Origin of the sequence: Persicobacter sp. CCB-QB2, assembly GCF_001274635.1 — a bacterium.
Taxonomy (GTDB): Bacteria; Bacteroidota; Bacteroidia; order Cytophagales; family Cyclobacteriaceae; genus Persicobacter; species Persicobacter diffluens.
The window spans coordinates 2545625-2567426 of record NZ_LBGV01000001.1; the positions used below are offsets into that span (position 1 = coordinate 2545625).

General features: G+C 45.7%; 16 protein-coding genes. 5 read left to right on the top strand and 11 right to left on the bottom strand.

What is annotated here, in order from left to right:
• Nucleotides 1-123: 123 nt before the first annotated feature.
• The gene (locus NG22_RS11295; RefSeq protein ID WP_053405825.1) at nucleotides 124-1179 is read right to left on the bottom strand and encodes a helix-turn-helix domain-containing protein; all 1056 of its coding nucleotides are present in this window, start codon (nucleotides 1177-1179) and stop codon (nucleotides 124-126) included.
• A 184-nt stretch (nucleotides 1180-1363) separates the two neighbouring features.
• Here NG22_RS11295 and NG22_RS11300 point away from each other — a divergent pair, with 184 nt between their 5' ends.
• The gene (locus NG22_RS11300; protein ID WP_053405826.1) at nucleotides 1364-2053 is read left to right on the top strand and encodes a hypothetical protein; all 690 of its coding nucleotides are present in this window, start codon (nucleotides 1364-1366) and stop codon (nucleotides 2051-2053) included.
• A gap of 77 nt (nucleotides 2054-2130) precedes the next feature.
• On the opposite strand, the gene NG22_RS11305 is transcribed toward NG22_RS11300, so the two are convergent.
• The 4 genes from NG22_RS11305 to NG22_RS11320 form a co-directional block, all read right to left on the bottom strand.
• On the bottom strand, nucleotides 2131-2574 hold the full coding sequence (locus NG22_RS11305) for a cupin domain-containing protein (RefSeq protein ID WP_053405827.1): 444 nt from the start codon (nucleotides 2572-2574) through the stop codon (nucleotides 2131-2133).
• 89 nt (nucleotides 2575-2663) lie between these two features.
• Complete coding sequence (locus NG22_RS11310; RefSeq protein ID WP_053405828.1) at nucleotides 2664-3053, bottom strand: hypothetical protein; 390 nt, start codon at nucleotides 3051-3053, stop codon at nucleotides 2664-2666.
• A gap of 228 nt (nucleotides 3054-3281) precedes the next feature.
• Nucleotides 3282-3803 carry a DUF4269 domain-containing protein gene (locus NG22_RS11315; protein WP_053405829.1) on the bottom strand — a complete coding sequence of 174 codons (522 nt, stop codon included), beginning with the start codon at nucleotides 3801-3803 and terminating at the stop codon, nucleotides 3282-3284.
• A gap of 146 nt (nucleotides 3804-3949) precedes the next feature.
• Nucleotides 3950-5302, bottom strand: coding sequence for a sulfatase-like hydrolase/transferase (locus NG22_RS11320; RefSeq protein WP_172674368.1), 1353 nt, complete (start codon nucleotides 5300-5302; stop codon nucleotides 3950-3952).
• 370 nt (nucleotides 5303-5672) lie between these two features.
• Here NG22_RS11320 and NG22_RS11325 point away from each other — a divergent pair, with 370 nt between their 5' ends.
• The 3 genes from NG22_RS11325 to NG22_RS11345 all read left to right on the top strand — a co-directional run bounded on the left by NG22_RS11325 (nucleotide 5673) and on the right by NG22_RS11345 (nucleotide 15173).
• Nucleotides 5673-10490 carry a RecQ family ATP-dependent DNA helicase gene (locus NG22_RS11325; protein ID WP_053405831.1) on the top strand — a complete coding sequence of 1606 codons (4818 nt, stop codon included), beginning with the start codon at nucleotides 5673-5675 and terminating at the stop codon, nucleotides 10488-10490.
• 718 nt (nucleotides 10491-11208) lie between these two features.
• On the top strand, nucleotides 11209-13197 hold the full coding sequence (locus NG22_RS11340; protein WP_172674369.1) for an alpha-amylase family glycosyl hydrolase: 1989 nt from the start codon (nucleotides 11209-11211) through the stop codon (nucleotides 13195-13197).
• On the top strand, nucleotides 13080-15173 hold the full coding sequence (locus tag NG22_RS11345) for a starch-binding protein (RefSeq protein ID WP_072159064.1): 2094 nt from the start codon (nucleotides 13080-13082) through the stop codon (nucleotides 15171-15173). The genes NG22_RS11340 and NG22_RS11345 overlap by 118 nt, the downstream gene beginning before the upstream one ends.
• A 330-nt stretch (nucleotides 15174-15503) precedes the next feature.
• On the opposite strand, the gene NG22_RS11350 is transcribed toward NG22_RS11345, so the two are convergent.
• Together NG22_RS11350 and NG22_RS11355 are read right to left on the bottom strand one after the other, a co-directional pair.
• Complete coding sequence (locus NG22_RS11350; RefSeq protein ID WP_053405836.1) at nucleotides 15504-15779, bottom strand: DUF3781 domain-containing protein; 276 nt, start codon at nucleotides 15777-15779, stop codon at nucleotides 15504-15506.
• A 19-nt stretch (nucleotides 15780-15798) separates the two neighbouring features.
• Complete coding sequence (locus tag NG22_RS11355) at nucleotides 15799-16083, bottom strand: hypothetical protein (RefSeq protein ID WP_157601026.1); 285 nt, start codon at nucleotides 16081-16083, stop codon at nucleotides 15799-15801.
• A gap of 56 nt (nucleotides 16084-16139) precedes the next feature.
• On the opposite strand from NG22_RS11355, the gene NG22_RS11360 reads away from it, so the two are divergent.
• Nucleotides 16140-16349 carry a hypothetical protein gene (locus tag NG22_RS11360; protein ID WP_053405838.1) on the top strand — a complete coding sequence of 70 codons (210 nt, stop codon included), beginning with the start codon at nucleotides 16140-16142 and terminating at the stop codon, nucleotides 16347-16349.
• A gap of 716 nt (nucleotides 16350-17065) precedes the next feature.
• Here NG22_RS11360 and NG22_RS11370 read toward each other — a convergent pair.
• The 4 genes from NG22_RS11370 to NG22_RS11385 form a co-directional block, all read right to left on the bottom strand.
• Nucleotides 17066-18040: a hypothetical protein gene (locus NG22_RS11370; RefSeq protein ID WP_053405840.1), complete on the bottom strand. Its 975-nt coding sequence runs from the start codon at nucleotides 18038-18040 to the stop codon at nucleotides 17066-17068.
• 555 nt (nucleotides 18041-18595) lie between these two features.
• A complete protein-coding gene (locus NG22_RS11375) occupies nucleotides 18596-19945 on the bottom strand; it encodes a nuclear transport factor 2 family protein (RefSeq protein ID WP_082305066.1) in 1350 nt (449 codons plus the stop codon).
• A gap of 103 nt (nucleotides 19946-20048) precedes the next feature.
• Complete coding sequence (locus NG22_RS11380; protein WP_053405841.1) at nucleotides 20049-20513, bottom strand: nuclear transport factor 2 family protein; 465 nt, start codon at nucleotides 20511-20513, stop codon at nucleotides 20049-20051.
• Nucleotides 20514-20636: 123 nt separating this feature from the next.
• Entirely contained in the window at nucleotides 20637-21551 is a 915-nt protein-coding gene (locus NG22_RS11385; RefSeq protein WP_053405842.1) for a helix-turn-helix domain-containing protein, read from the bottom strand.
• Between the last annotated feature and the right edge of the window lie 251 nt (nucleotides 21552-21802).

Below are 21802 nucleotides of genomic sequence, written 5' to 3' on the forward strand. Positions count from 1 at the left end.
CAATCAATAAACACCTACTACCCGCTAAAAATCAGAAACTTACACCATATTACGAAAGCATTAACAAATCATTTTGACAATGTACTTTTACCTTTTCCGGCAAAATGTAACCCAAAATTCTGCTTAATTTCTCGCCGACATCCGGTAATGACTTGGGGTATGTCCTGTCATTTTTTTGAAATAAGCATTGAAAGTCGCCTTAGTATTGAAGCCACAATCAAAGGCCAAATGCAGCAGCTTTCTGCCAGGGTTTTCTTCAATCAGACGCATGGCCTCCCGGATTCGATACTCATTGACAAACTGATAGAAATTTTTACCTAAATGCAGATTCAAAGACTCCGACAAATGGTGCTTGGGAATGCCGGTTTTTTCAGATAAATCCGCCAGGGAAAGCTCCTGATTTAAAAATATTTTTTGTTTGGTCATTAATGCTTCAAGCTGCCGGACATATTGCTGCGCCTGTTGCGGAGTCAGGGCCGAGCGTTCATACTTTTCCACCTTTTGCACGGGTACTTCCTTATCAGGCATGGGCTCCTGCGCTGACTTCCATTTCTGCACCTGTTTCCGTACTCCCAGTTCATATCGCAAATACTGAACAGCCAGTGTAATAAAACAAATATAAAACCCCCATCTCAGATAGGAATCGGGAACCAGGTGCGTCCAGCTAAATAATAGAAAAAAAACAACCGTGCCGAAAATGGGGATCATCCCTTTTAAAACCTTTGCAGGATAATGGGATTGCTTCAGAAGAAAAAAAAACAAGTAGGAAAAATAGCCGAATAAAGAAACAAACATCAAAAGAACTACATAGGACCGGTAAAACTCTATATACATTATTTCTTTGGTCAATAACGTCATGGCTCCCACAAAGAGGTAAATCACACCAAAAAATAAAGCTGGAAAAAAATGAAGTCGGTTTAAGCGCTTTTTTTGATATTGAATTCTCACAAAGTCAAGAATCAAGGGGCCATAGGCAAAATTAAAGCAGGTGGCGAAATAGTGAAACATATATTCATTATGCAGAACATACAGCAGAAAACCCTTTATTGTAAAATGAAAGGAAAGAAAGATGAGTAAGATGATCATGGGGCTTTCCTTCAGCCGGACCGGTCCGCGGTCAAAAATCAAAAAAAGCGAAAAGATAAACTGAAATATTCCGATGGTTAATAAGGTCTGCATAGTCTTGGTTTTGAAAAGGCAAATTAACCAATGAAGTTTACCTGCATTTTATGATGATGTTGTCAAGTGGATAATGTCGCGAGCTCAGGTACTTTCCTTCCATTTTAGCTATCAATTTTAAAAATATCATTTCAGTGGATATTTTCATTAATTTGGCCCACCTAAATCACCCTACTTTCTGTTCATGAAAAATTTCCCGGCAGTCAGGCCACTTCCTTTTGAGGTTTATCTTTATACGCTGATTTTCCCAGCTATTTTGATCGGGGCATTCATCAACAACGAGCCTCAGTTAATTCCCCTGCTCCTGCTCCTCCCGCTAGCTTTTTATCGGCTCAAACGAAACACAGGGGTTCGGGAGATCCCCTTTTCAGGTGGAAAAAGGAGAATGAAAGAGGTGATCAGACGCACAAATTGGGAATTACTAGCCTTTCCCCCTACTGAAAAAGAAGGATGGACAAGCCTGAATGTTTATGAACGAACACCAAGAATATCAGAGGTATGCCGGGTAAAAATACTGGAGAAATCATTTTTAATTCAGCCTTATTCGGAAGGGCCTAAAGCATTTGTGATACTTTTCCGCCGCCCCAAATTAATTGAATCGAGCCTAATCCGTCAGGCCCGTGAAGTCGAGAATGGCAGACCGTTCGACGAACGGCTACCCGAAATCCGGGCGACAAAATTAGCCAAAGCAAGGCGCAGATCCTTTGATCTGTTCTTCCTTTCGGTCATTGCCTTCTTCCTGTTCATCATCATTTATGCCCTGACCTGTCATCCAGATAACCCTGATACTGTTTTAGGGATTCTACTTTGCCTGATTGGCATTTTCATTATGATTTTAGTCAAATATCAACTAATAAAAACAAGGGATTATTAGTAGCCCAACAGTATCCTTTCACCAAAAAAAGTCCGGCGATCAAACCGGACTCCTGTGTATCATAGATTTATTATCACCTAACTTTTCTCCTGCTCATAAATATCAAATTCCGCCGATACCGATGTCATCAATTCTGCATCCGCAAAATCACTGTCAGACATTTTGGAGAGTTTTTCCAAATACTGGTCAAAACGACCGTTCTTGAAAATCGTCAGCATCTTCCCGCCTTCCTTACAACTCGCTGCATGCCATACATGAGGTGGCACCGTAATCGAATCTCCGGCCACAAGATCCACCGTTTCATCATCAAAAATCAATTGTACTTCCCCTTCCAGTATATAAAATACCTCCGTCATGATTTTATGATGGTGACGCCCCAGGTAAAAACCCGGCTTCAGCGTATCCTCCACAAAACACAATTCTCCATTGGTCTTCAGGGAAGATAATTTCACATAACAATGGTCCTGAGCATAATCATAATTATCGCCTTCTCCTTTTCTGATAAGTTCCTTTTCCTTCATAAAGTGTTTTTGTAATGAGTAATGAATCGGTCCGCATGTCTATTCATTATACGAACCTCATTACTTACTACCACCCGTCCCTTGAATTGTTACTGAACAAAAGTCAACCGATGGTCTTCCTCAAAATCGGCAATGCTGATCGGCGCCTTACTTTTTAGTAGTTGAATCGCACGCTCATCCCGCTTATACTTCACGCCCACGGTATAATTTTCGAATTGATAGACAAAAACCGAGCAATCGTACAACTCATACTTCATCTCCAATGGCTTTCCCCAGCTCCCCACATCCTGCACCACCTTGAAAGTTTTATAATAAGCCTCCTCTTCCGTCTCAAAGCGTGTCGATTCCAAATAATAAGCATGCCCGTTAAGCTCCAAATGCCGTTTACTGCTTAACTTCCCATATTTCATAAGGCCCTGTCGATCCCCATAAACCAGCACGAGGACCATGATCAAAACTAAACCTACAAACCACCACATACCTTATTATCTTCTGGCAACCTTTTAATTTGTATATACAAACATGACGCCAAAGCGAGCTAATTCAAAAAGCTATTTTGGGGCGCCTCACAAGTTCGGCCGGGCTGGCGCAGCTCGCTCTTTTTCCGAGCCGCTACGCTTGAAGGCTGGAAAAAGGAGCTCAAACAAACCTGCTTCATCCCTTCGCCAAAGTGCTTCGATCTTCCATTCCGCAAAACGAACAAACACCTATTTTTCCAACTCCAACAAAGCTAGATAAGGATCGCCCGCTAAACCCAGCAAATACGCAAAAGCCGGCTCCGTCTTCATGCCCTCCGCTTTCATGCGAATCACTTCTGCTTTAAAGCGCGCGCCCCTTTCCTGTAAAATTCGATATTCCACCAACATATGGCGAAAAGCATGTTGCAGCGCGGAAGGATATTGTTGTCCGAAGATTTCAACGGGAATGCCTTCCAGGGTAAAATTCGCGATCGTCGAAGTCCTGCCCTGGAACATTTTCGTTTTTATTTCAAAGCCTTCCATCCTCCCAAAGGTCTCCTTCAAAAAAGAGGCAAAGTCCTCATGATCCCCGCACTCACAAATGATATCTAAATCACTGCCGGGCAAATCAATTTCAATAGGAATTGTTCCAGCCAGTAAAGGCGCATAGGGTTTCAGTTTTTCGAAAACCTGAAAAGCCGTCAGGGCATCATAAGCCCTTTGCTGCCTCGAATTTCCCGTCTTCAAATAATCGATCTGCTTAAAGTCCATCCAACAAATATTTTCGACCTCACTAAACTACAAAAATATTTTCCCCCTTCATTTCTCTCCCAAATGTGCGCTGCCATTTTCATAAAAAAAGCCTATCAGACATGTTCCATCTGATAGGCTTTCTATTTTACAACATTCCAAAAATGCTATTTGGCTCTACTATTAAAAGCCTCCAAATCTCTCTTACATGGCCAGTCAATATCTTCATAAACCCCAATCTCCCGACTTCCCGGATAACCCGTCGCCACTTCTTTCTGCCAGTCATCCCCGGCCTGAATCAACTCCTCCACCAAGTTCGCATAGGCGGGATCATTCCCCAGGTTATGTTTTTCAAATGGATCTGTTTTCATATTATAAAGCTCCACTTGCTGATTGCGTAGACGCAACAATTTCATATCTCCACGGCGAAAAGCCATTTTCTCCCGATGCATCCACACCATATCACGCGCTTCCGCTGGCTTATCCTCCACCAAATTAGACCAAAAAGACTGCCCGTCGCTTTCCCACTTTTCCGGATAGGGAACCTTCACTGCCTCACAAATCGTAGGGAACAAATCCTGAATAAACATGGGCGTATCATTGGTCAGTCCGGCCTGCAGTTTTCCTTTCCAATAGAAAATCGCCGGTACGCGAATGCCGCCTTCATACAGCAATTCCTTATGTCCACGGAAAGGACCATTCACCTTACCCTGCTTCATGCCAATGCGCTCGCCACCATTATCGGAAGTAAAAATGATCAGCGTATTCTCTTCCAGATCGTGCTTCCGCAGTGTCTCCATAATTTGTCCCACTCCTTCGTCCATGGCTGTCACCATTTCGGTATAACGGCGCATATAATCGGTGGAATCCATTTTCCCATCTGCCCGATAAGCATAGAAATCATCTGTTCGGAGCGCAGGATCATCCGGCCCCTGCATGGGTACATGTACTGCCGCATGCGGAATGTAAGCGAAGAAGGGTTTGTCCTTATTCTCCTCAATAAAATCCACCACCGCATCATTCAATAAATGGGTCACATAACCCTCCCGGTCTACCGGCTGGTGATGCTCATACCAGTCCACTTCGCTTTCAGTATTATGCTTGGAAATAAAATCTATATTACCATCTAAAAATCCGGTAAATTCATCAAATCCAGCGGAGGAAGGCAAGTACTTTTCTCCGGACCCCAAATGCCATTTCCCAAAAATTCCGGTCGTATATCCGGCCGTCTTAAAGGCTTTTTGCATCAAAGGATTCTCTTCCGGATCCAGCCCCTTATCCCGTTCACAATAATAGTAAATGTGATCCAGCCCAACGCGCTGCTGGTACCTTCCGGTGAGCAGGGCCACACGCGTAGGGGTACATACCGAACTGGCCGCATAAAATTGCTCACACTTCACCCCATTTTTAGCCAAGGCATCCAGTTCAGGTGTTTTCACGCCTATGCCGCCATAGCTACTTAAACCGGCCCAACCGAGGTCATCCGCTAAAATAACGATTACATTCGGGGGATTATCCACCTTATTCACACAGGAACACAGAAATAGGAATAAACAAAAAAATTGAGATAAACGCTTTAATAACAACATCGCTAACAGTCTTATTTTCAATTAAAAACAAAATCGAAACTTACGAATAAATCATCCCACTTGCGTTAAAAAACAGTAAAAAAAACATTGACATATTCATGGATAAAATTTACGCCTACTTAATGAATTTTGAAAAAATCCATACCCCATATGGATATATCCAAGTCAACAAGAGCAGGTCTTCCTCACGCCGGTCTCCTTCAGAATAAAAAAAGAAAGCTTACTTCCAGACCCTCAATGCGAACCGCTTCAAACCCTAAAAAATATTAATTAAATTGACAACGAGATTGAAGATTTACCCATGGAGCAGCTCACATTTATAGACTTAGAAATCAGCCCGCAGCAAAATAAAATCCTAGATATTGGCGCTATCAATACGGAAGGACAACACTTTCACGAGGGCGCAATTGGGCCATTTTTCCATTTCCTCTCCAACGCCAAATTTATTGTGGGCCATAACATCCTCCGTCACGATTTCCCCTATCTTTCAGGAGCTTTGTCAGACTTCAGTATTTATCAGTCAAAAATCATTGACACCCTTTTTCTTTCTCCACTCCTATTCCCAAAAAGACCCTATCATGCCCTTTTAAAAGATGATAAACTGCAAACGGAAGAATTAAACAATCCCCTTAATGATGCAAAAAAGGCCCGGGATTTATTCTGGGAAGAAGTAAATGCTTTCCGACTCCTTCCAGCGGAACTGCAACAAATTTACTTTCAGTTACTGCAAGCACTGCCGGAATACGCTGCCTTTTTTCAATACATTAAGCTGGAGTTCGAACCCTCCTCCCCGCTTATTCCATTAATCCGGGAATACTTCCGGGATTTGATCTGCGAAAACAGTACACTGGAATACCACATTCAGCACCACCCCCTGGAACTGGCCTTTTGCCTGGCGCTGATTCAAACTCGTAGCAGACATTCCGTCAGTCCGCCCTGGGTGCTCAAAAATTATCCAAAAGTGGAACAAATCATGCGACGCCTACAAAGCACGCCCTGCCTTTCCGGTTGTGCTTATTGCCATCAACAGCTGGATATACACCGCGGACTGAAGGAGTTCTTTGGCTACGATGAATACCGCACTTTTGATGGAGAAGCCCTGCAGGCCAAAGCCGTTCAGGCAGCGGTATATCATCAGTCATTATTGGCCGTCTTCCCCACAGGAGGAGGGAAATCCATCACCTTTCAGGTTCCCGCCCTGATGGCCGGAGCTAATGAAAGGGCGCTTACGGTAGTCATCAGCCCGCTGCAGTCGCTGATGAAAGATCAGGTCGATAATCTGGAAAAATCAGGCATCACCGTCGGGGTCACCATCAATGGACTGCTGGACCCTATCGAACGCGCCAAATCCATTGAGCGGGTAGCTGATGGCTCGGCTTGTCTGCTGTATATCTCCCCGGAATCCCTTCGCTCCAGGACGATCGAAAATCTTTTGCTGGGTAGAAATATCAGCCGGTTTGTCATTGATGAAGCCCACTGTTTCTCCTCCTGGGGGCAGGATTTCAGGGTAGACTATCTCTATATCGGTGATTTTATTCAAAAATTACAGCAGATCAAAAATCTGGAAGCGCCCATAGCTGTTTCCTGCTTCACCGCTACGGCCAGACAAAAAGTGATTGAAGATATCCAGCAATATTTTGAGGATAAACTAGGACTGGAGCTGGAACTCTTTACCGCCGGAACAGGCAGAAAGAATCTCCACTATCAGGTATTTGAAAAACCTGAAGAGGAGGAAAAATACCAGGCGGTGCGTGATCTTTTGGCTGAAAAAAAATGCCCCAGCATTATCTATGTTTCCCGTACACGTCGCGCCTATGAATTGGCCGAGCGCCTGAGTCGGGATGGTTTTCCTGCTTTGGCTTACCATGGGAAGATGCCGGCAAAGGAGAAAACCACCCATCAAAATGCCTTTATTGCCGGGGAAATTCCCACCATCGTAGCGACTTCCGCTTTTGGTATGGGAGTGGACAAAAAGGATGTCGGCATGGTGATCCATTATGAAATTTCCGATTCCCTGGAAAACTATGTACAGGAAGCAGGCCGGGCCGGAAGGGATCAGTCCATGGAAGCGGACTGTTTTGTACTTTTCAATGAAGAAGACCTGGGCAAGCACTTTGTTTTGCTTAATCAAACCAAACTTTCCATACGGGAAATACAGCAGGTATGGAAGGCGATCAAAGACATTACCCGCTTCCGGGGAACAGTATCCAACTCTGCATTGGAAATTGCCCGAAAAGCAGGATGGGACGATAGCGTTATGGAAATCGAAACGCGTGTCACCACTGCCATTGCGGCATTGGAGGAAGCCGGATATTTACGCCGCGGCCAAAATATGCCGCGCGTATTTGCCAATAGTATTCGCAGCAAAAATGCCAATGAAGCCATTGAGAAGATTAATCAATCTGAAAAATTCAATCCCAGACAAAAAGAAAAAGGAGCCCGGATCATTAAAAAACTCATTTCCAGCAGAAGTCGAAAGGAGGAAGATGGAGCAGAATCCCGCATCGACTATATCAGTGACCACCTGGGCATTGTAAAGGAAGAGGTTATCAATATCATTAACCTGCTAAGGGAAGAAGACATCCTGGCAGACGCCAAAGACCTGACCGCCTACGTACCGGTAAAAAATGCCCAGCGGGGCCCGACAGCTCTCTTAAAGTCATTTAGCAAAATTGAACTATTCCTATCCAAACAAGTCAGTCAGGAGGAACAAATCCTGCACCTCAAAAACTTAAATGAAGAAGCTGAGCTTGCCGATATAAAAGAAATTTCCCCACAGCGAATCAAGACCATCCTTAATTTTTGGGCGATAAAAAACCGGGTACAACAAAAGCGATTACCCACCTCGGCCAACCACATTGCTACCCTTAGTCTTTACCCGCCGAAAGAGCTGAAGCAGTGGATTGAAAAACGCCAGCAGCTGGCAGCCTTTATCCTGTCCACCCTTGTCAAAAAAAGCCTCCAACTACCTGCCACTTCAGATCAGAGGGAAGTCCTGGTAGAATTTTCCGTGCAGGAGCTTCGGGATCAGTACGAATACAGTCAGCTTATTTTTGGACAAAAAACCAGTATTGCAGAAGTGGAAGAAGCCCTGTTTTTTCTTAGCAAAATCAACTGCCTGCAAATTGAAGGCGGCTTTATGGTGGCCTACAATCGCCTGACCATTGAGCGGCTGGAAACGGACAACCTTAAACGATATACCAAAAACGACTACCAGAAGCTGCAACAGTTTTACGACAGCAAGGTGCAGGCCGTGCACATTGTGGGGGAATACGCCCGAAAAATGATCGACAACTATCACGATGCGTTGCAGTTTGTCGAAGATTATTTCCAACTGGAATACCGCAAATTTCTCAAAAAATATTTCCCCGGTAGCCGCCTGGATGAGCTTCAGCTGAAGATGACTCCCAAAAAATTCCGGGAACTATTTGGGGAACTCTCCCCCGCACAACTGGACATTATTAAGGACAACGAAAGCAAACACCTGGTAGTGCCTGCCGGGCCAGGCTCCGGAAAAACCCGCCTGCTGGTACACAAGCTGGCTTCGCTATTGCTGATGGAGGATGTCAAACATGAGCAATTATTAATGGTCACTTTCTCACGGGCTGCGGCTACCGAATTTAAAAAACGGCTGCTCAAGCTTATTGGCAATGCCGCCGGCTATATTGAAATCAAAACCTTTCACTCCTTTTGTTTTGACCTGTTGGGAAAAATGGGAGACCTGGAAAAATCACAAAATATCATTCAACAGGCGGTTGAAAAAATTAATGCCGGAGAGGTAGAACCCAGCCGCATGACTAAAAGTGTGCTCGTGATTGATGAGGCCCAGGACATGGATGAACAGGAATTTCAGCTGATTCAGGCACTGATGCGCCATAATGACGAAATGCGCGTCATTGCGGTAGGAGACGATGATCAGAATATCTACGAGTTCCGTGGGGCAAGTGCCCAATACCTGGAGCAGTTTATCCATGACAACAAAGCCATCCGTAAAACACTGCTGCGAAACTACCGCAGCAAAGCCAATCTGGTAGATTTCAGCAATCAATTTGCGCAGACCATCGGCCATCGGCTGAAGCAACAGGACATCGTCGCACATCAGACCGACTTCGGCGAAATCAAGCTCACCCGCTACCAACATCACCACCTTTTCCAACCGGTGACCGAAGCCCTCATCAATGGAGATATTCAGGGCAGCACCTGCCTGCTTTGCATCAGCAATAAGGAAGCCCTTCAGCTCACTGGCCTACTGCGTGCTGCCGGCCTGAGCGCCAGTCTTATCCAGACCAATGAACATTTTCACCTCCAGCATCTGGTAGAGATTGATGCTTTCCTCCAACTTCTCAAAACCCATCCCGGCCAACACTTCATCGCGAACGAGCATTGGGAACAGGCCAAAACAAGCCTAAAACACCGCTTTTCAAAAAGTGACAAGCTTGGACTGTGCCTCAACATATTGAAAGACTTCGAGGCCACCAATCCCAAAACCAAATACCTGACCGATCTGGAAGTTTTCCTGAAGGAGTCTCGTTTGGAAGATTTTTATAGCAGCAAGGGCAGTAATATTTATGTCTCCACCATTCACAAAGCCAAGGGAAAGGAATTCGACAATGTCTTCCTGATGCTGGACCATTTCGTCCCTAAAACCGATGCCGACAAACGCATGCTTTATGTCGGGCTAACACGCGCAAAAAAACGACTGGAAATCCACTACCATGGGGATTATTTTGAATCCATTCAAACGGCCAACTTGCAAAAACATTTTGACCGCCAGCAATACCCGCTCCCTAAAAAGCTCATCAAGCAGCTCAACCACAGGGAAATTTGGATCAGCTTCGCCGCAAATTGCCAGCCGGCCATCAACAGGCTGCAAGCCGGTGATACTTTATTACTTCACCCTCAGGGTTGCCATAGCCCACAGCAGGATACGGTAGTGCGCTTTTCCAAAAGCTTTCTACAATTTCTACAAGACCTTCAAAGCAAAGGCTACAAGCCACATGCCGCCAAAGTAAATTTCATCGTCCATCACAAAGAGGACAACCGTAGCTATAAAATTGTGCTACCCGAAATTACCTTCAAAAAAAATATGCCTGTAGCAGCATCCATTCCGGTCACCTAAAGCCCAAAAAGCATTCGGGGCCCTCGCATGCGCTCGCCGGGCTGGCGGCAGTCGCTCTTTCCGGCGGGCAGTTTTCCTGAAATCCACCAATGCCTGCCCGCCGGAAAGGAGCTCCAACAACCGGCTTCGCCGCTGCCTTCATCCCTTCGCCGGGGGGCGGTGAACTGGTATAAATTGTGCCATGATCATTCATAGGGTGCACCGGGGTTATGCTTCGCCGGCAGCGCTGGCGCTGCCGCATTGGAGTGAGCTCCTTAGGTAGAGATTAGTTATGATGTGGAGACAAGGCATGCCTTGTCTGTACCCATTTTGAGAGGAGGGGTAGTATCGTATGGAATTTGGATCTTATTGCGGGAGAGAAAAAATCGGAATCCTTCCGATGTGGAGGCGGGCGCCGGCCCAAGGATAGAGGCGGAGGCGAAGCCGGTTGTTGGAGCTCTTTATGGGCGGGCCAGGCATTTGGAAAATTCAATCCAACTGGCCCGCCCATAAAAGCGACCGCCGAAAGCCTGGCCGAGCGGATGCGAGGGGGCCCCTGCAAATAATCCACAATACGAGAGTGTCGCGTCCCTTTTTATGAATTGGGACGTGTCAGATTACGCCTGAAGGCTGTTTTTTTGAATTCAGTGCGCAAGGAGGATGGAAACTGAATTAGGTTAGGCCCATGATTTTTTCGTCGGAAAGTTCCGGCACTTACCTACCCAAAAAAATTATGAAGATGAAATGTTTACGTTTTTGCCTGTTGCTGCTAGGCAGCTGGATGCTGAGCGCTCCGCTCTCCATGGCACAGACCGACTTCCGGGAAGAGACAATTTACTTCCTGCTCACCACCCGCTTTTTTGACGGGGACCCGTCCAATAACCGACCGAATGAGTGGAGCTCCTACAATGAAGATCCGGAGGTAAATCCGGGGATTACAGATCCGCAGGATGTCACCTGGCGGGGAGATTTCAAAGGGCTGATTCAGAAGCTGGATTACATTCAGGACCTGGGCTTTACGGCCATCTGGATTACGCCGATCGTGCAGAACTGGAGTCCGCTGGATTATCATGGTTATCATGCCTATGATTTCACGAAGGTGGATCCGAGACTGGAATCTCCAGGCGCTACCTTTCAGGACCTGATCAATGCAGTACATGCCCGGGACATGAAAATTGTGCTGGATGTGGTGACCAACCATTCCGGACGGTTCGGAGTAAAGGGCCTGTCGGAGATTAAATACAATACGGACCCTACACAGCCCTGGGGACAGGACAGCAATGGCAATGTCCTGCAGCCCAACCCGAATTGGGAATATGACGGGATGACGCCCAACCCTGCGGACGGGAAAATCTGGAGCCGCGCCAATATCCCAACCATGCCGGCCCCTTATAATAATGACTTGTCTCAATTCAACTGGCCCTCGACCGAATCCTATGTAAACACTACGGATCCGGACTGGTACCACCACAGTGGCAATGGCTTTGCGCAGGGCTGGGACGATACGGAGAACTTATACAACCGTGCCCTGGCGGGAGACTGCCCGGACTTTAACACCAGTAGCCCGGTAGTCAGGGAATATTTGGTGAATGCTTACAAAACTTTCATTGAGATGGGCGTGGATGGTTTCCGCTGGGACACCATCAAGCATATGGACCGGGAGGATGTGTTGTACTTTCTGGACGCCTTCAAAGCGATTAATCCGGATTTATTTGTCTTTGGAGAGGTGGCACAGAAGCGACATGAATTGCATAATGTGGAAGAGATCAACCCGCATTGGTATACCTGGCGGGGAGCGGTGAATAATTCCGCACCTTCCGGCATGGCGGTGATCGACTTTTATGCCCAGGCCTCTTTCCACGATCCTTTTGAATATGGTGGAAGCTTCTCCGGTGTGCAGGCTGCCGACCGCTATGATCACCTTTATGCCGATGCTTCCACCAACTTACTTTGGCTGGACAATCACGATTTCGGGCCGAATAATGACTGGAACAAACGCTATGGGGGCACTGATGAAAATCTGGCGGCCTGCCTGAATTTCATGTTCACCTGGCGCGGCATTCCGATCGTGTATTACGGCACCGAGATGCGCTTTAAATCCGGGACCTTTGCTGACATCCATGACTCGGAAGGCATCAAAAAATCCATCAATGAAACCGGCCGGGCCTACTATGGCGACGTCATGGATCAGGCACCCGGCCATAAAATCTACCAGCATATTAAAAAGCTGAATGCCATGAGAAAGGCCGTACCGGCATTGCAAAAAGGAAGCTGGCGATGGGATGGCAGCCAAAGCGGCAATGGCGTTGGCTTTGTGCGGGTACATGGCGACAGCGAAGTGGCGGTAGGTCTGGCCAAAGATGGTTCGGCCTCCTTCCATTTCAGCGGACTGACCGACGGCCTGTACCGGGATGCGGTAACCGGCAAAGAGTATATGGTTTCCGGTGGAAGCCTGAGCTGTACCGTTGCTTCCGGTTCTGCCGCAGTGTTTGTGCGCAATGGTCCGGGAATGATCGGGGCCAATGGTCCTGGATTCTTTGAGGCGGGAGAAGGCGGACCGGGCAAACCTTTTGTAAGTGCCAGCCCTTCCCCGGTCGCTATGCTGATCCGGTGTCCGTCAGCCTATCTGCCAGCCTGGGTGCCGGTGGCCCTTACCGCATTTATTATACGACAGATGGCAGTCTTCCTACCACCGGCAGCGCGTCCTTCAGCAGTGCGATTCCGGTGAATGCTGACACGGACATCAAGGCCATCGCCATTGACGGGGAAGGACAACAATCTGAAGTCATGACCTTCAGCTACCGCATCGGGGAAATTCAGGGACTGGAAGTTTATTTCAAAAAACCTTCCGACTGGAATCAGGTGAATGTCCATTACTGGGAAGAAAGCCCGGCCGGAACTTTGCCTGCCAGCAACTGGCCCGGTCCGCTGATGACTGCCCTGCAGGATGACTGGTACCAGTATGTTTTCGAAGATACGGAGTCCGTAAATTTACTTTTCAGTGATAATTCCGCCAATAAAACCGCCGACCTGTTCCGTGATAAAACCGGCTGGTATAAAGAGGGGCAATGGTACGATAGTTGCCCGGATTGCAGCCCGGGACCCGTGGATCCTCCGGTACTAAGCCTTTCCGGCAGCGGAGCCACAGTAACGCTTTCCACTACCAACGGAGGACAAATCTATTACACCACCGATGGCAGCACGCCGACCAATCAAAGTATGGCCTACACCGGAACGGTGCAGTTGAGCGGAAGCCCCGGCAACACCGTTACGCTGAAAGCCATTGCCATCAACAGCGCCGGCAATTCTGATATCGAAAGTTATAGCTACACCTTCCCGCAAAATGGCGATGGCATGACGGTTTACTTCAAAGCAGATTGCAGTAATCCCGGTATTTATTTCTGGAGTCTGCAAGGAGGCAGTATGACCACCAGCTGGCCCGGCGAAAGCATGAACCCTTCCGCCAAATACGAAGGCTGGTATGAATTTTATCTGGATGGAAGCTGTACAAATTTGATTCTGCTTTGCGGTGACAGTAAAATCACCGGAGATGAAATGAATATCTGCGGAAATGTATGGTATGATAACGGCTGGGTACCGGAGCCCGTGCCGGTTGAAGATACCCTTGCCCCGACAGTCAGCATCTCACCCGATGGCGGACAATTCAGTGGGTCCGGAACTGTAACCATCACGGCCACCGACAATATGGATCCGAACCCCACCATTTACTACACCCTCAATGGCAGCGAGCCGGATACGGGATCTTCCAGTGCGCAAAACAGCATCAGCCTGAGCATTGATCAGAATACCACCGTCAAAGCCATGGCTGTGGACAATGCCGGAAATGCTTCTTCCATTTACAGCGCGGACTTTACAGTAACTACGCCAGAGGGCGAATTCACGGTTTATGTAAAGGGTTACCCTATGATCCACCATTGGAATGCCAGTCCGGAAGGGAGCCTGGCGAATAGTAACTGGCCGGGTGAAAACATGTCCCAAAGCAACGGCTGGTATGCTTTCACCTTCCCGGAGAGTGTGAGCTCCACCCAACTGCTGTTCCATGATAACAATGGAAACCAAAGCGAGGACTTGAGCAGGGACCGTAACGGCTGGTACCGGAACGGCCAGTGGTATGATACCGAACCCGATGACACCACACCCAACGGCCTGACCCTACACCTGAAAACAGACTGGACCAGCCCGATGCTGCATTACTGGAATGCTTCTGACGGCTCTGCCTCCAACTGGCCCGGTGTCCCTATGAATGCCGAAGGCAACCAATGGTTCAGTTATACCATTGCTGATATTACTTCCACCCAATTGCTTTTCCATGATGGCAATGGCAACCAGACCGCTGACTTAAACCGCAGTACAGAAGGCTGGTATTTTAACGGGCAATGGTATGACAGCAATCCGGAGGCGAATAACCGCATACTGACGGTAGAACCGGCCACCGCTGTTGACCTTTTCCCCACGCAGGTACGACAGTATTTCTATCTGCAGGTGGAAAGTAAGCAGGTGCAAACGCTTAGTGTGGAAATCCTTAGCCTGAACGGCGCAAGATTACTTCCCGCCCGGCAAATGCAACTCAAAGCCGGCACTAACCTTCTCAAGCTGGATCAGCTACAACTTCCAAAAGGATTGCAGCTGGTGAAAATACAGATGGGCAATGAGGTGATCCTGAAGAGAATCATCGGACTGTAAAACTTTATTAGTGTTAAATTTTGATTGGCGTCACCTCGTGAGGGGTGGCGTTTTTTTTGGGCCCTCGCAATCGCTCGGCGGGCTGGCGGCAGTCGCTCTTTCCGGCGGGCAGTTTTCCTGAAATCCACCAATGCCTGCCCGCCGGAAAGGAGCTCCAACAACCGGCTTCGCCGCTACCTTCATCCCTTCGCCGGGGAGCGGTGAACTGGTACAAATCGCGCCAGGATCATTCATGCGGTGCGCCGGGCTTATGCTTCGCCGGCTGCGCTGGCGCTGCCGCCTCCCTTTTCGTAATCCTGCGAAAAGAAGGAGACCAGGCGTGCCTTGTCTCTACCGGAGGTCATCCAGGCGATCCACCGTAATCACGCGATAAGTATAAGCATTAATAGTAATCCGGATATTATGCTGGGCATTGGACACATAAAAATTCTTCCCTTTCCTATGAAAATTTTCTTCCGGGCTGTCTTTTAGGATGGCATAGAGCTTTTCCTCTATCTCTGAATTTGAATCGGTGGTTCCAAGTTTTTTATTGATACGACCGTAGACTAAGGGCGTGTAGCATATGCCCCTGATAATCAAACGCTTCGCAAATGTAATTACAATCATTATTACTATACCGCTAATTTTACTTTACATACTTTTGAAATATAGCATAACCTGACATCACCAATAGCATCCCTATCCCAAAATCCAATAAGAGATTTGCAAGGGACCAATGATAGTTGAAATCAGGACAATCCACCAGCATCTCCTGATAGTAAACCAGGGGGAATCCGATTTTGAATTGAATTCTGTCAGGTCGAAAAAGAAAGCTATGCAATTGAGGAATAACCGTCATGAAAGAAATCGAAAAGAACAACATAAAGGAGGCGATCAAGCCTGACAAAAACTTCACTAATATATTTTTCATAGACGGGGACTAATCAGGAGCTAATACACAGGACTTTTTGGGTTACACTAAATATCATGCGTTCTTCTTTTATGCTGTATTTCAATTTAGGAAAATTTAAAGGAGGACGTGCTGAATATGAGAATCATTTTACCGGAATAAGGGGTGGGCATGAATTAGGTTCATATTTAATCATGCCGGCAAGGAGCATGTTTTCCCGAATAAAGGAGCGTAGCCATATTCCCCGTGGTTGGGTAGAGCCAAGGCATGCCTTACCTCAGGGATAAAAGATAGTTCCCCGTCCATTATTATTATTTCCTGAATAATGGTTTTGCCTGGAAGCCAGATTAGTTGTGGTGTGGAGACAAGGCATGCCTTGTCTGTACCGATATTGAGAGGAGGGGTAGTATCGTATGGAATATGGGTTTTATTGCGGGAGGAAAATTATCGGAGTCATTCAGATGCAGAGGCAGGCGCCGGCCCAGGGATAGAGGCGGAGGCACAGCCGGTTGTTGGAGCTCTTTAGAGCATATTTAAAAGCACTCCATCCGGCTGCAAATTGAAATTATTGGAAGCGATTTTGGATAATTTCTCAACAATAGCGATGCTATTCTCTCAAAATATTCCTTTATCGCTTCTGCAATAATCAAATTTTCGCTGCGAATTTAGGCTTTTAAACATGCTCTTATGGGCGGGCAGGCATTGGGGGGAACTACCTCATTGCCCGCCCATAAAAGCCACCGCCGAAAGCCTGGCCTAGCGGATGCGAGGGGGCTCCTATTATTAACCCGGATTATTCAGGCTTAAATCCTCGTTTAGCTGTAAGGCGGAAAAAATGAAGGAATAGTTTCCTATTCCGAGTTTTTTCCAACGAAACAGATGAATGAGGAGAAAACAAGCTTCCCCAAATTTGGGCTATTATAAACCAAAGAAAATAATTTATAACAAACTAAAAATAAGCCAATTACGCTTAACCGGTTAATTTAGCGGTGAATAATTCGGGTTAGGGAGTCACCTCCATATATTGACGAAAAAAAGTGGCAATTTCCTGATTCATTTCCAGACTGGTCGCATGCCCGATATCAGGATAAGTTTTAAAAACCGCCTGTACCCCCTGCTGTTGATACAGGGTTTGTACTTTTTCCCAACGGGGCATCATTTCTTCCCCCAATAGCTGAAAAATCAGCTGACGTTCCTTTTGAGAATAGGCATCATCATATTGAGCGGCATCATTATTATCCTGTCTCCCCATAAACCAAAACTGGGGTAATTCCCTGAAAGTCATTAAATCCAGGGAAGGATAATCAGCTTTATCGATATCAGAAATCCCCATAGGAAATGACAATAAATCACCCTCTAATTCATGAATTGGCAACATTAATAGACTATTCATTCCACCACCACAAACAGCCTTCAACCGATCCGGATGAAGCATCGAAAACCGATTTGCAAAGGTAGCAGAAGCTGAAAAACCTGTCATAAAAAACTTTGATTCCATAGAATAGTCCGCGGACTTTAATACTTCAAGCGCATGATGAACCATCGCCAACAATTGAAGGTCCAATCGTGCCAGATTTCCTTCCTTTAATAAAAAAGTTTCCTGATCGTAGGCATGCGTATAAACTGTCCAATCCGTAGCGGAACGCGGAAAAACGGGCACGAGCAAGGGAATCTTTAACTGCTGAGAAACGAAATTCCCCACAGAACTTTTTGTTGCCGCTCCATAAGCATGATGCAGGTGATGTTCATAATCATCACTTAATCCGGTATTGGTCCCTTCCACCAATAGCACGTTACTTTTACTTTTTTGCGTATCCTTAGGAATAAATAGATAATAATCAAAATTAAACCCCTCTTTCGGGGCGGCCTTAATATGATATAAGGAGTCTTTTCCTATTTTGACCTCCGGGGTCTTCCCAATGGCACTGGCAGAGTGAAGTAGCAGCCAACCGATGAAGATCACAATAATTCTGTTCATGATGGGGTGGGAGTGATGGTTAATGTTAATTGATGAGAAATAATCTATCTACATAATACCGAAAAGTGACCATAAGGTCTAAAGGTATATGATTAACGGTTAAAATGGCATCCTATTTCCAAAAATTACCCCTCTTTAAAATAGGTATGTCGTTTACCCATGAAGTGGCAGGCGCTAGATAGTTTTAATTTAAACAGCAAGGAATTTCCACGAACTGATGAATCTATTGAAGATTAAAAACAGGAAATTGATTTGGAAAAAATTACAGGAGTGGTCAATAAATGCAACCACAAATTACAGCAAAACCTATAAAAAACAACACAAAGTCATGATCATCAAAATCATACAATACCCCTATTCGTATTTAAGCAGCTACATTTCATATCAATAAAAACCCGATAATGCCCAATGTCGGAGTATTTTTAACTGGCAAGTCACAACTCCCTCAAATTAATACCGTCTATTACCAGCCCGGGTGGATTCTATAAAAAATCCCGCAAGCGCATCGCCCACGGGATAATATTCTTCGTAATGCTGAACACAGCATGAGGTTCCTTATAGTTTAGCGCCGAACCAATCTGCTCCCTTTTCTACTGCCAGGCTCACTTCTTCCGGCTGATCATAGAAGTTAAACTGTTGCATGGGCGATTCCAGATCGGTATCTATCCAAACCAATTCTTTATCGGTTGTTTTGATGTCGTTGAAGAAATTTTTGGTATACTGTGGCAATACGCAACCGTCCGAATGAATCATCAGGGTAGAGGCGGCCAGATTTGGCGCGTAAGGCATGGGATCCAGTGTCAACCAATCTTCCCAACTCATGACGGCGAATTTGTCATTACTCCATTCCTTCACTGCTCCACGCTCGGGATTCAGATAATAATCGAAAGGACCGTACATGGCAGCTACAGGATTGGTAGTGGAAATGGTTTCGATATATTCCACAAATCCTTCTTTGGCAAAAACTTCTTTGGCCTTTCTTGCCGCGGTGACTTTCTCATTCACGCCTTCTTCCCCTCCATAGAATAGTTTCACTGCTTCCGCATCATGCAACCAGGAAGCTGCAGTCACTACCGCTTTAATGCGGAAATCCTCTGCGGCCGCCATCAAAGTATACATAGAACCCGCACAAACGGCAAAAGCTCCGATACGATCATTATCTACTTGCGGGAGCGTTTCCAGAAAGGATACCGCATTTTTGATATCCTGCACCTTCATCGTCGGATTCTCCCAAAAGCGTGGTTGACCTTCACTTTCTCCATAATTTCTGAAGTCAAATGCCAAGGTGATAAATCCTTTTTCCGCGAATTTTTCCGCATATAAACCTGCCATTTGTTCCTTTACTGTTGTCCAGCTTCCGGATACGACAATGGTAGGATATGCTTTTCCTTCCTGATAATCTGCAGGGTAATACAGGTTCCCCACTAAATTAAGTCCTTCGCTATTGAAATTTACCTTTTCCATTTTGGTTTCGTTTTGAGATTTAATTTGATCAATAAGTCCAAAGCCCTGAGCGGCCACTATGGGATTAAAGATTTCTACATATTCTTCGATCAAGCCGGCTTCATTGAATTTGAAAGTGGCGTAATAATCATTTTTATACCACCCGGCATCACCCTTCAATTTGATTCTTCCTTCAAATTTCACCAGCACCATTGCCGGATCTTCCATGGCATAATTGTACTCGATTGGGAATTCCATCCCATCAAAATTGGGGAAAACGGGCTCCCAATAGGCTTTAATAGCCTCCTTTCCCACCGCACCCTCAGAAAATAAGCCTGAAGCATAAGGGTTACGATGGACCCCGTTTTCCGCAAATAGTTCGGCTACTGCCCCGGCATCTTCTGTCTCCAGGGCCTGGAAGAATTCCTTTACCTGTAGTTTATTTCGCGCTGCTATTTCCATTTTATTTTTGCTTTTTTCCCTGAGAATTTACGATTGAAAGAAGTCACTGATGCCAACACCACTGCTAATAACAGCAGCCCGGTGGAGGTTAATATTTTCATGCCTACTTCGCTTTTTCCATGGCTTTGACCGGTAGCCCGGTATTACCATCCTGATATTTAAAATTGAACTTCATTTTGATGATTTTCCAGGCACCGGCCTGCTTATGAAGATCAAAATCATAGGTCCCGACCACCGTCCATACATTGCCGGCTTCATCAGTCAGAAAGTGTGTGGCGGTGCCATAACAAAAAACATGTGCATAGCCCCCCTCCACTGTGGTTAAAATATTGCCCAACTGATGATGAGTATATTCAAAGCCCGGTAGAATGGCTTTCCAGCTATCAGCAATTTCCTGCGGACTAAGTTTAGCGGCAGGGCTGCCACTCATACTCGAATAGTCCAATTCAACTTCTGGAGCGAAAAGCTGATCTAGTGCATCCCAATCCCTTTGATCCGTGGCGATGAAAAGTTGCACCACCGTATTATTGACTGTTTCCATTTCCTGTGCCTTTAGTGTGAATGACATCAAACTCAAAAATAGAATCCCGAATGTCCTCATAAGTGTTTGATTTGGTTAACATTTCAAAGGTCAGGAAACCGGAAGGAAAGGAGCTTAGGAAATCAAAGCAAAAAGTATGAATTTCAAAGGTTAATGATTTTTTCTGTAGCTCAGGGGTGTTTTTCCAGTGTGCTTCTTGAAAAATGCGCTAAAATTGTTGGGAGCGTCAAAATGAAGGCTGTAGGCAATTTCCTTTACACTTGCGGTGGTTTGTAAGAGTTCTGCTTTGGCCAATTTTAATACATGGAAGTGAATATGATGAATAGCAGTTTGCCCACTGATGGATTTGACTACCGCATTTAAATGGTTGGGATGCACATTTAGAATCTCGGCATAATAAGAGGGGGAATGCAAATTGGCGCCAGCCTCAAGCGCAGCATCGGGGTAAAAGCTGGTTTTGATTAATTTTTGAAAACGTGCTAAAAGTTTAATATCCGCAGATCTGATTTTTTCATGAGCGCTCTCCGCATCAAATTTCTGATTGAATAATCGCTTCACTTGATTGAGCAACAGCAGGATATAAATCTCAATAAAATTAAATTTATCTTCTCCACTACCTTCGTATTCTTTCTGAATTTTCTCGTAGATGGGCAACAGATTATTCAGGTCTTCTTCCTGAATTTCAAAAGGGATGGATTCATCAATTTTCAGAAAAGGAAATTCATCCAAAAGCTTTTCAAAATGATGTGAGCCTGCGATAAAATCCTGCGATATCATCACATAATAACCCGACCAATCCGGTACGATATCCCAGGAAAGAATCTGGAAGGGGGAGTTGAAAAAAATGGTAACACCCTCCGGAAACTGATCATGATAACCCGTAATGGCTTTTCCCCCACCATCCGCCTTTAAGGCAATGGAGTAGAATTCATGTCGAAAAGGCTTCATTTGGGGAATGACCTTTCCCATATTATCTTCAAAACTGCGAATGTCAAAATGCGGGTGAAGCGGAGCAGACAAGCCTATCGCCTCACAATATTCGGTAATGGTTTTGAAGTGTTGCAAATCCTGATCTTTTGACCGAAGGTAATAATATTTCTATTATTAAAACAACATTAAGGAATAAAGGACTATTTCTGAAAGGCTATTCCATACAAAAATTCAAATGTAAAACAAGGCGAAAAAACATTAATCGAAACTATGAAAACTTCAATTGAAAGGGCTTCTGTTAAATTTATGTTTCCCGAATTAATAACATAGAAGACACCATGTAAGGCGGAGCATACAATGCTATATCCATCGCCTTAAATGAGAAG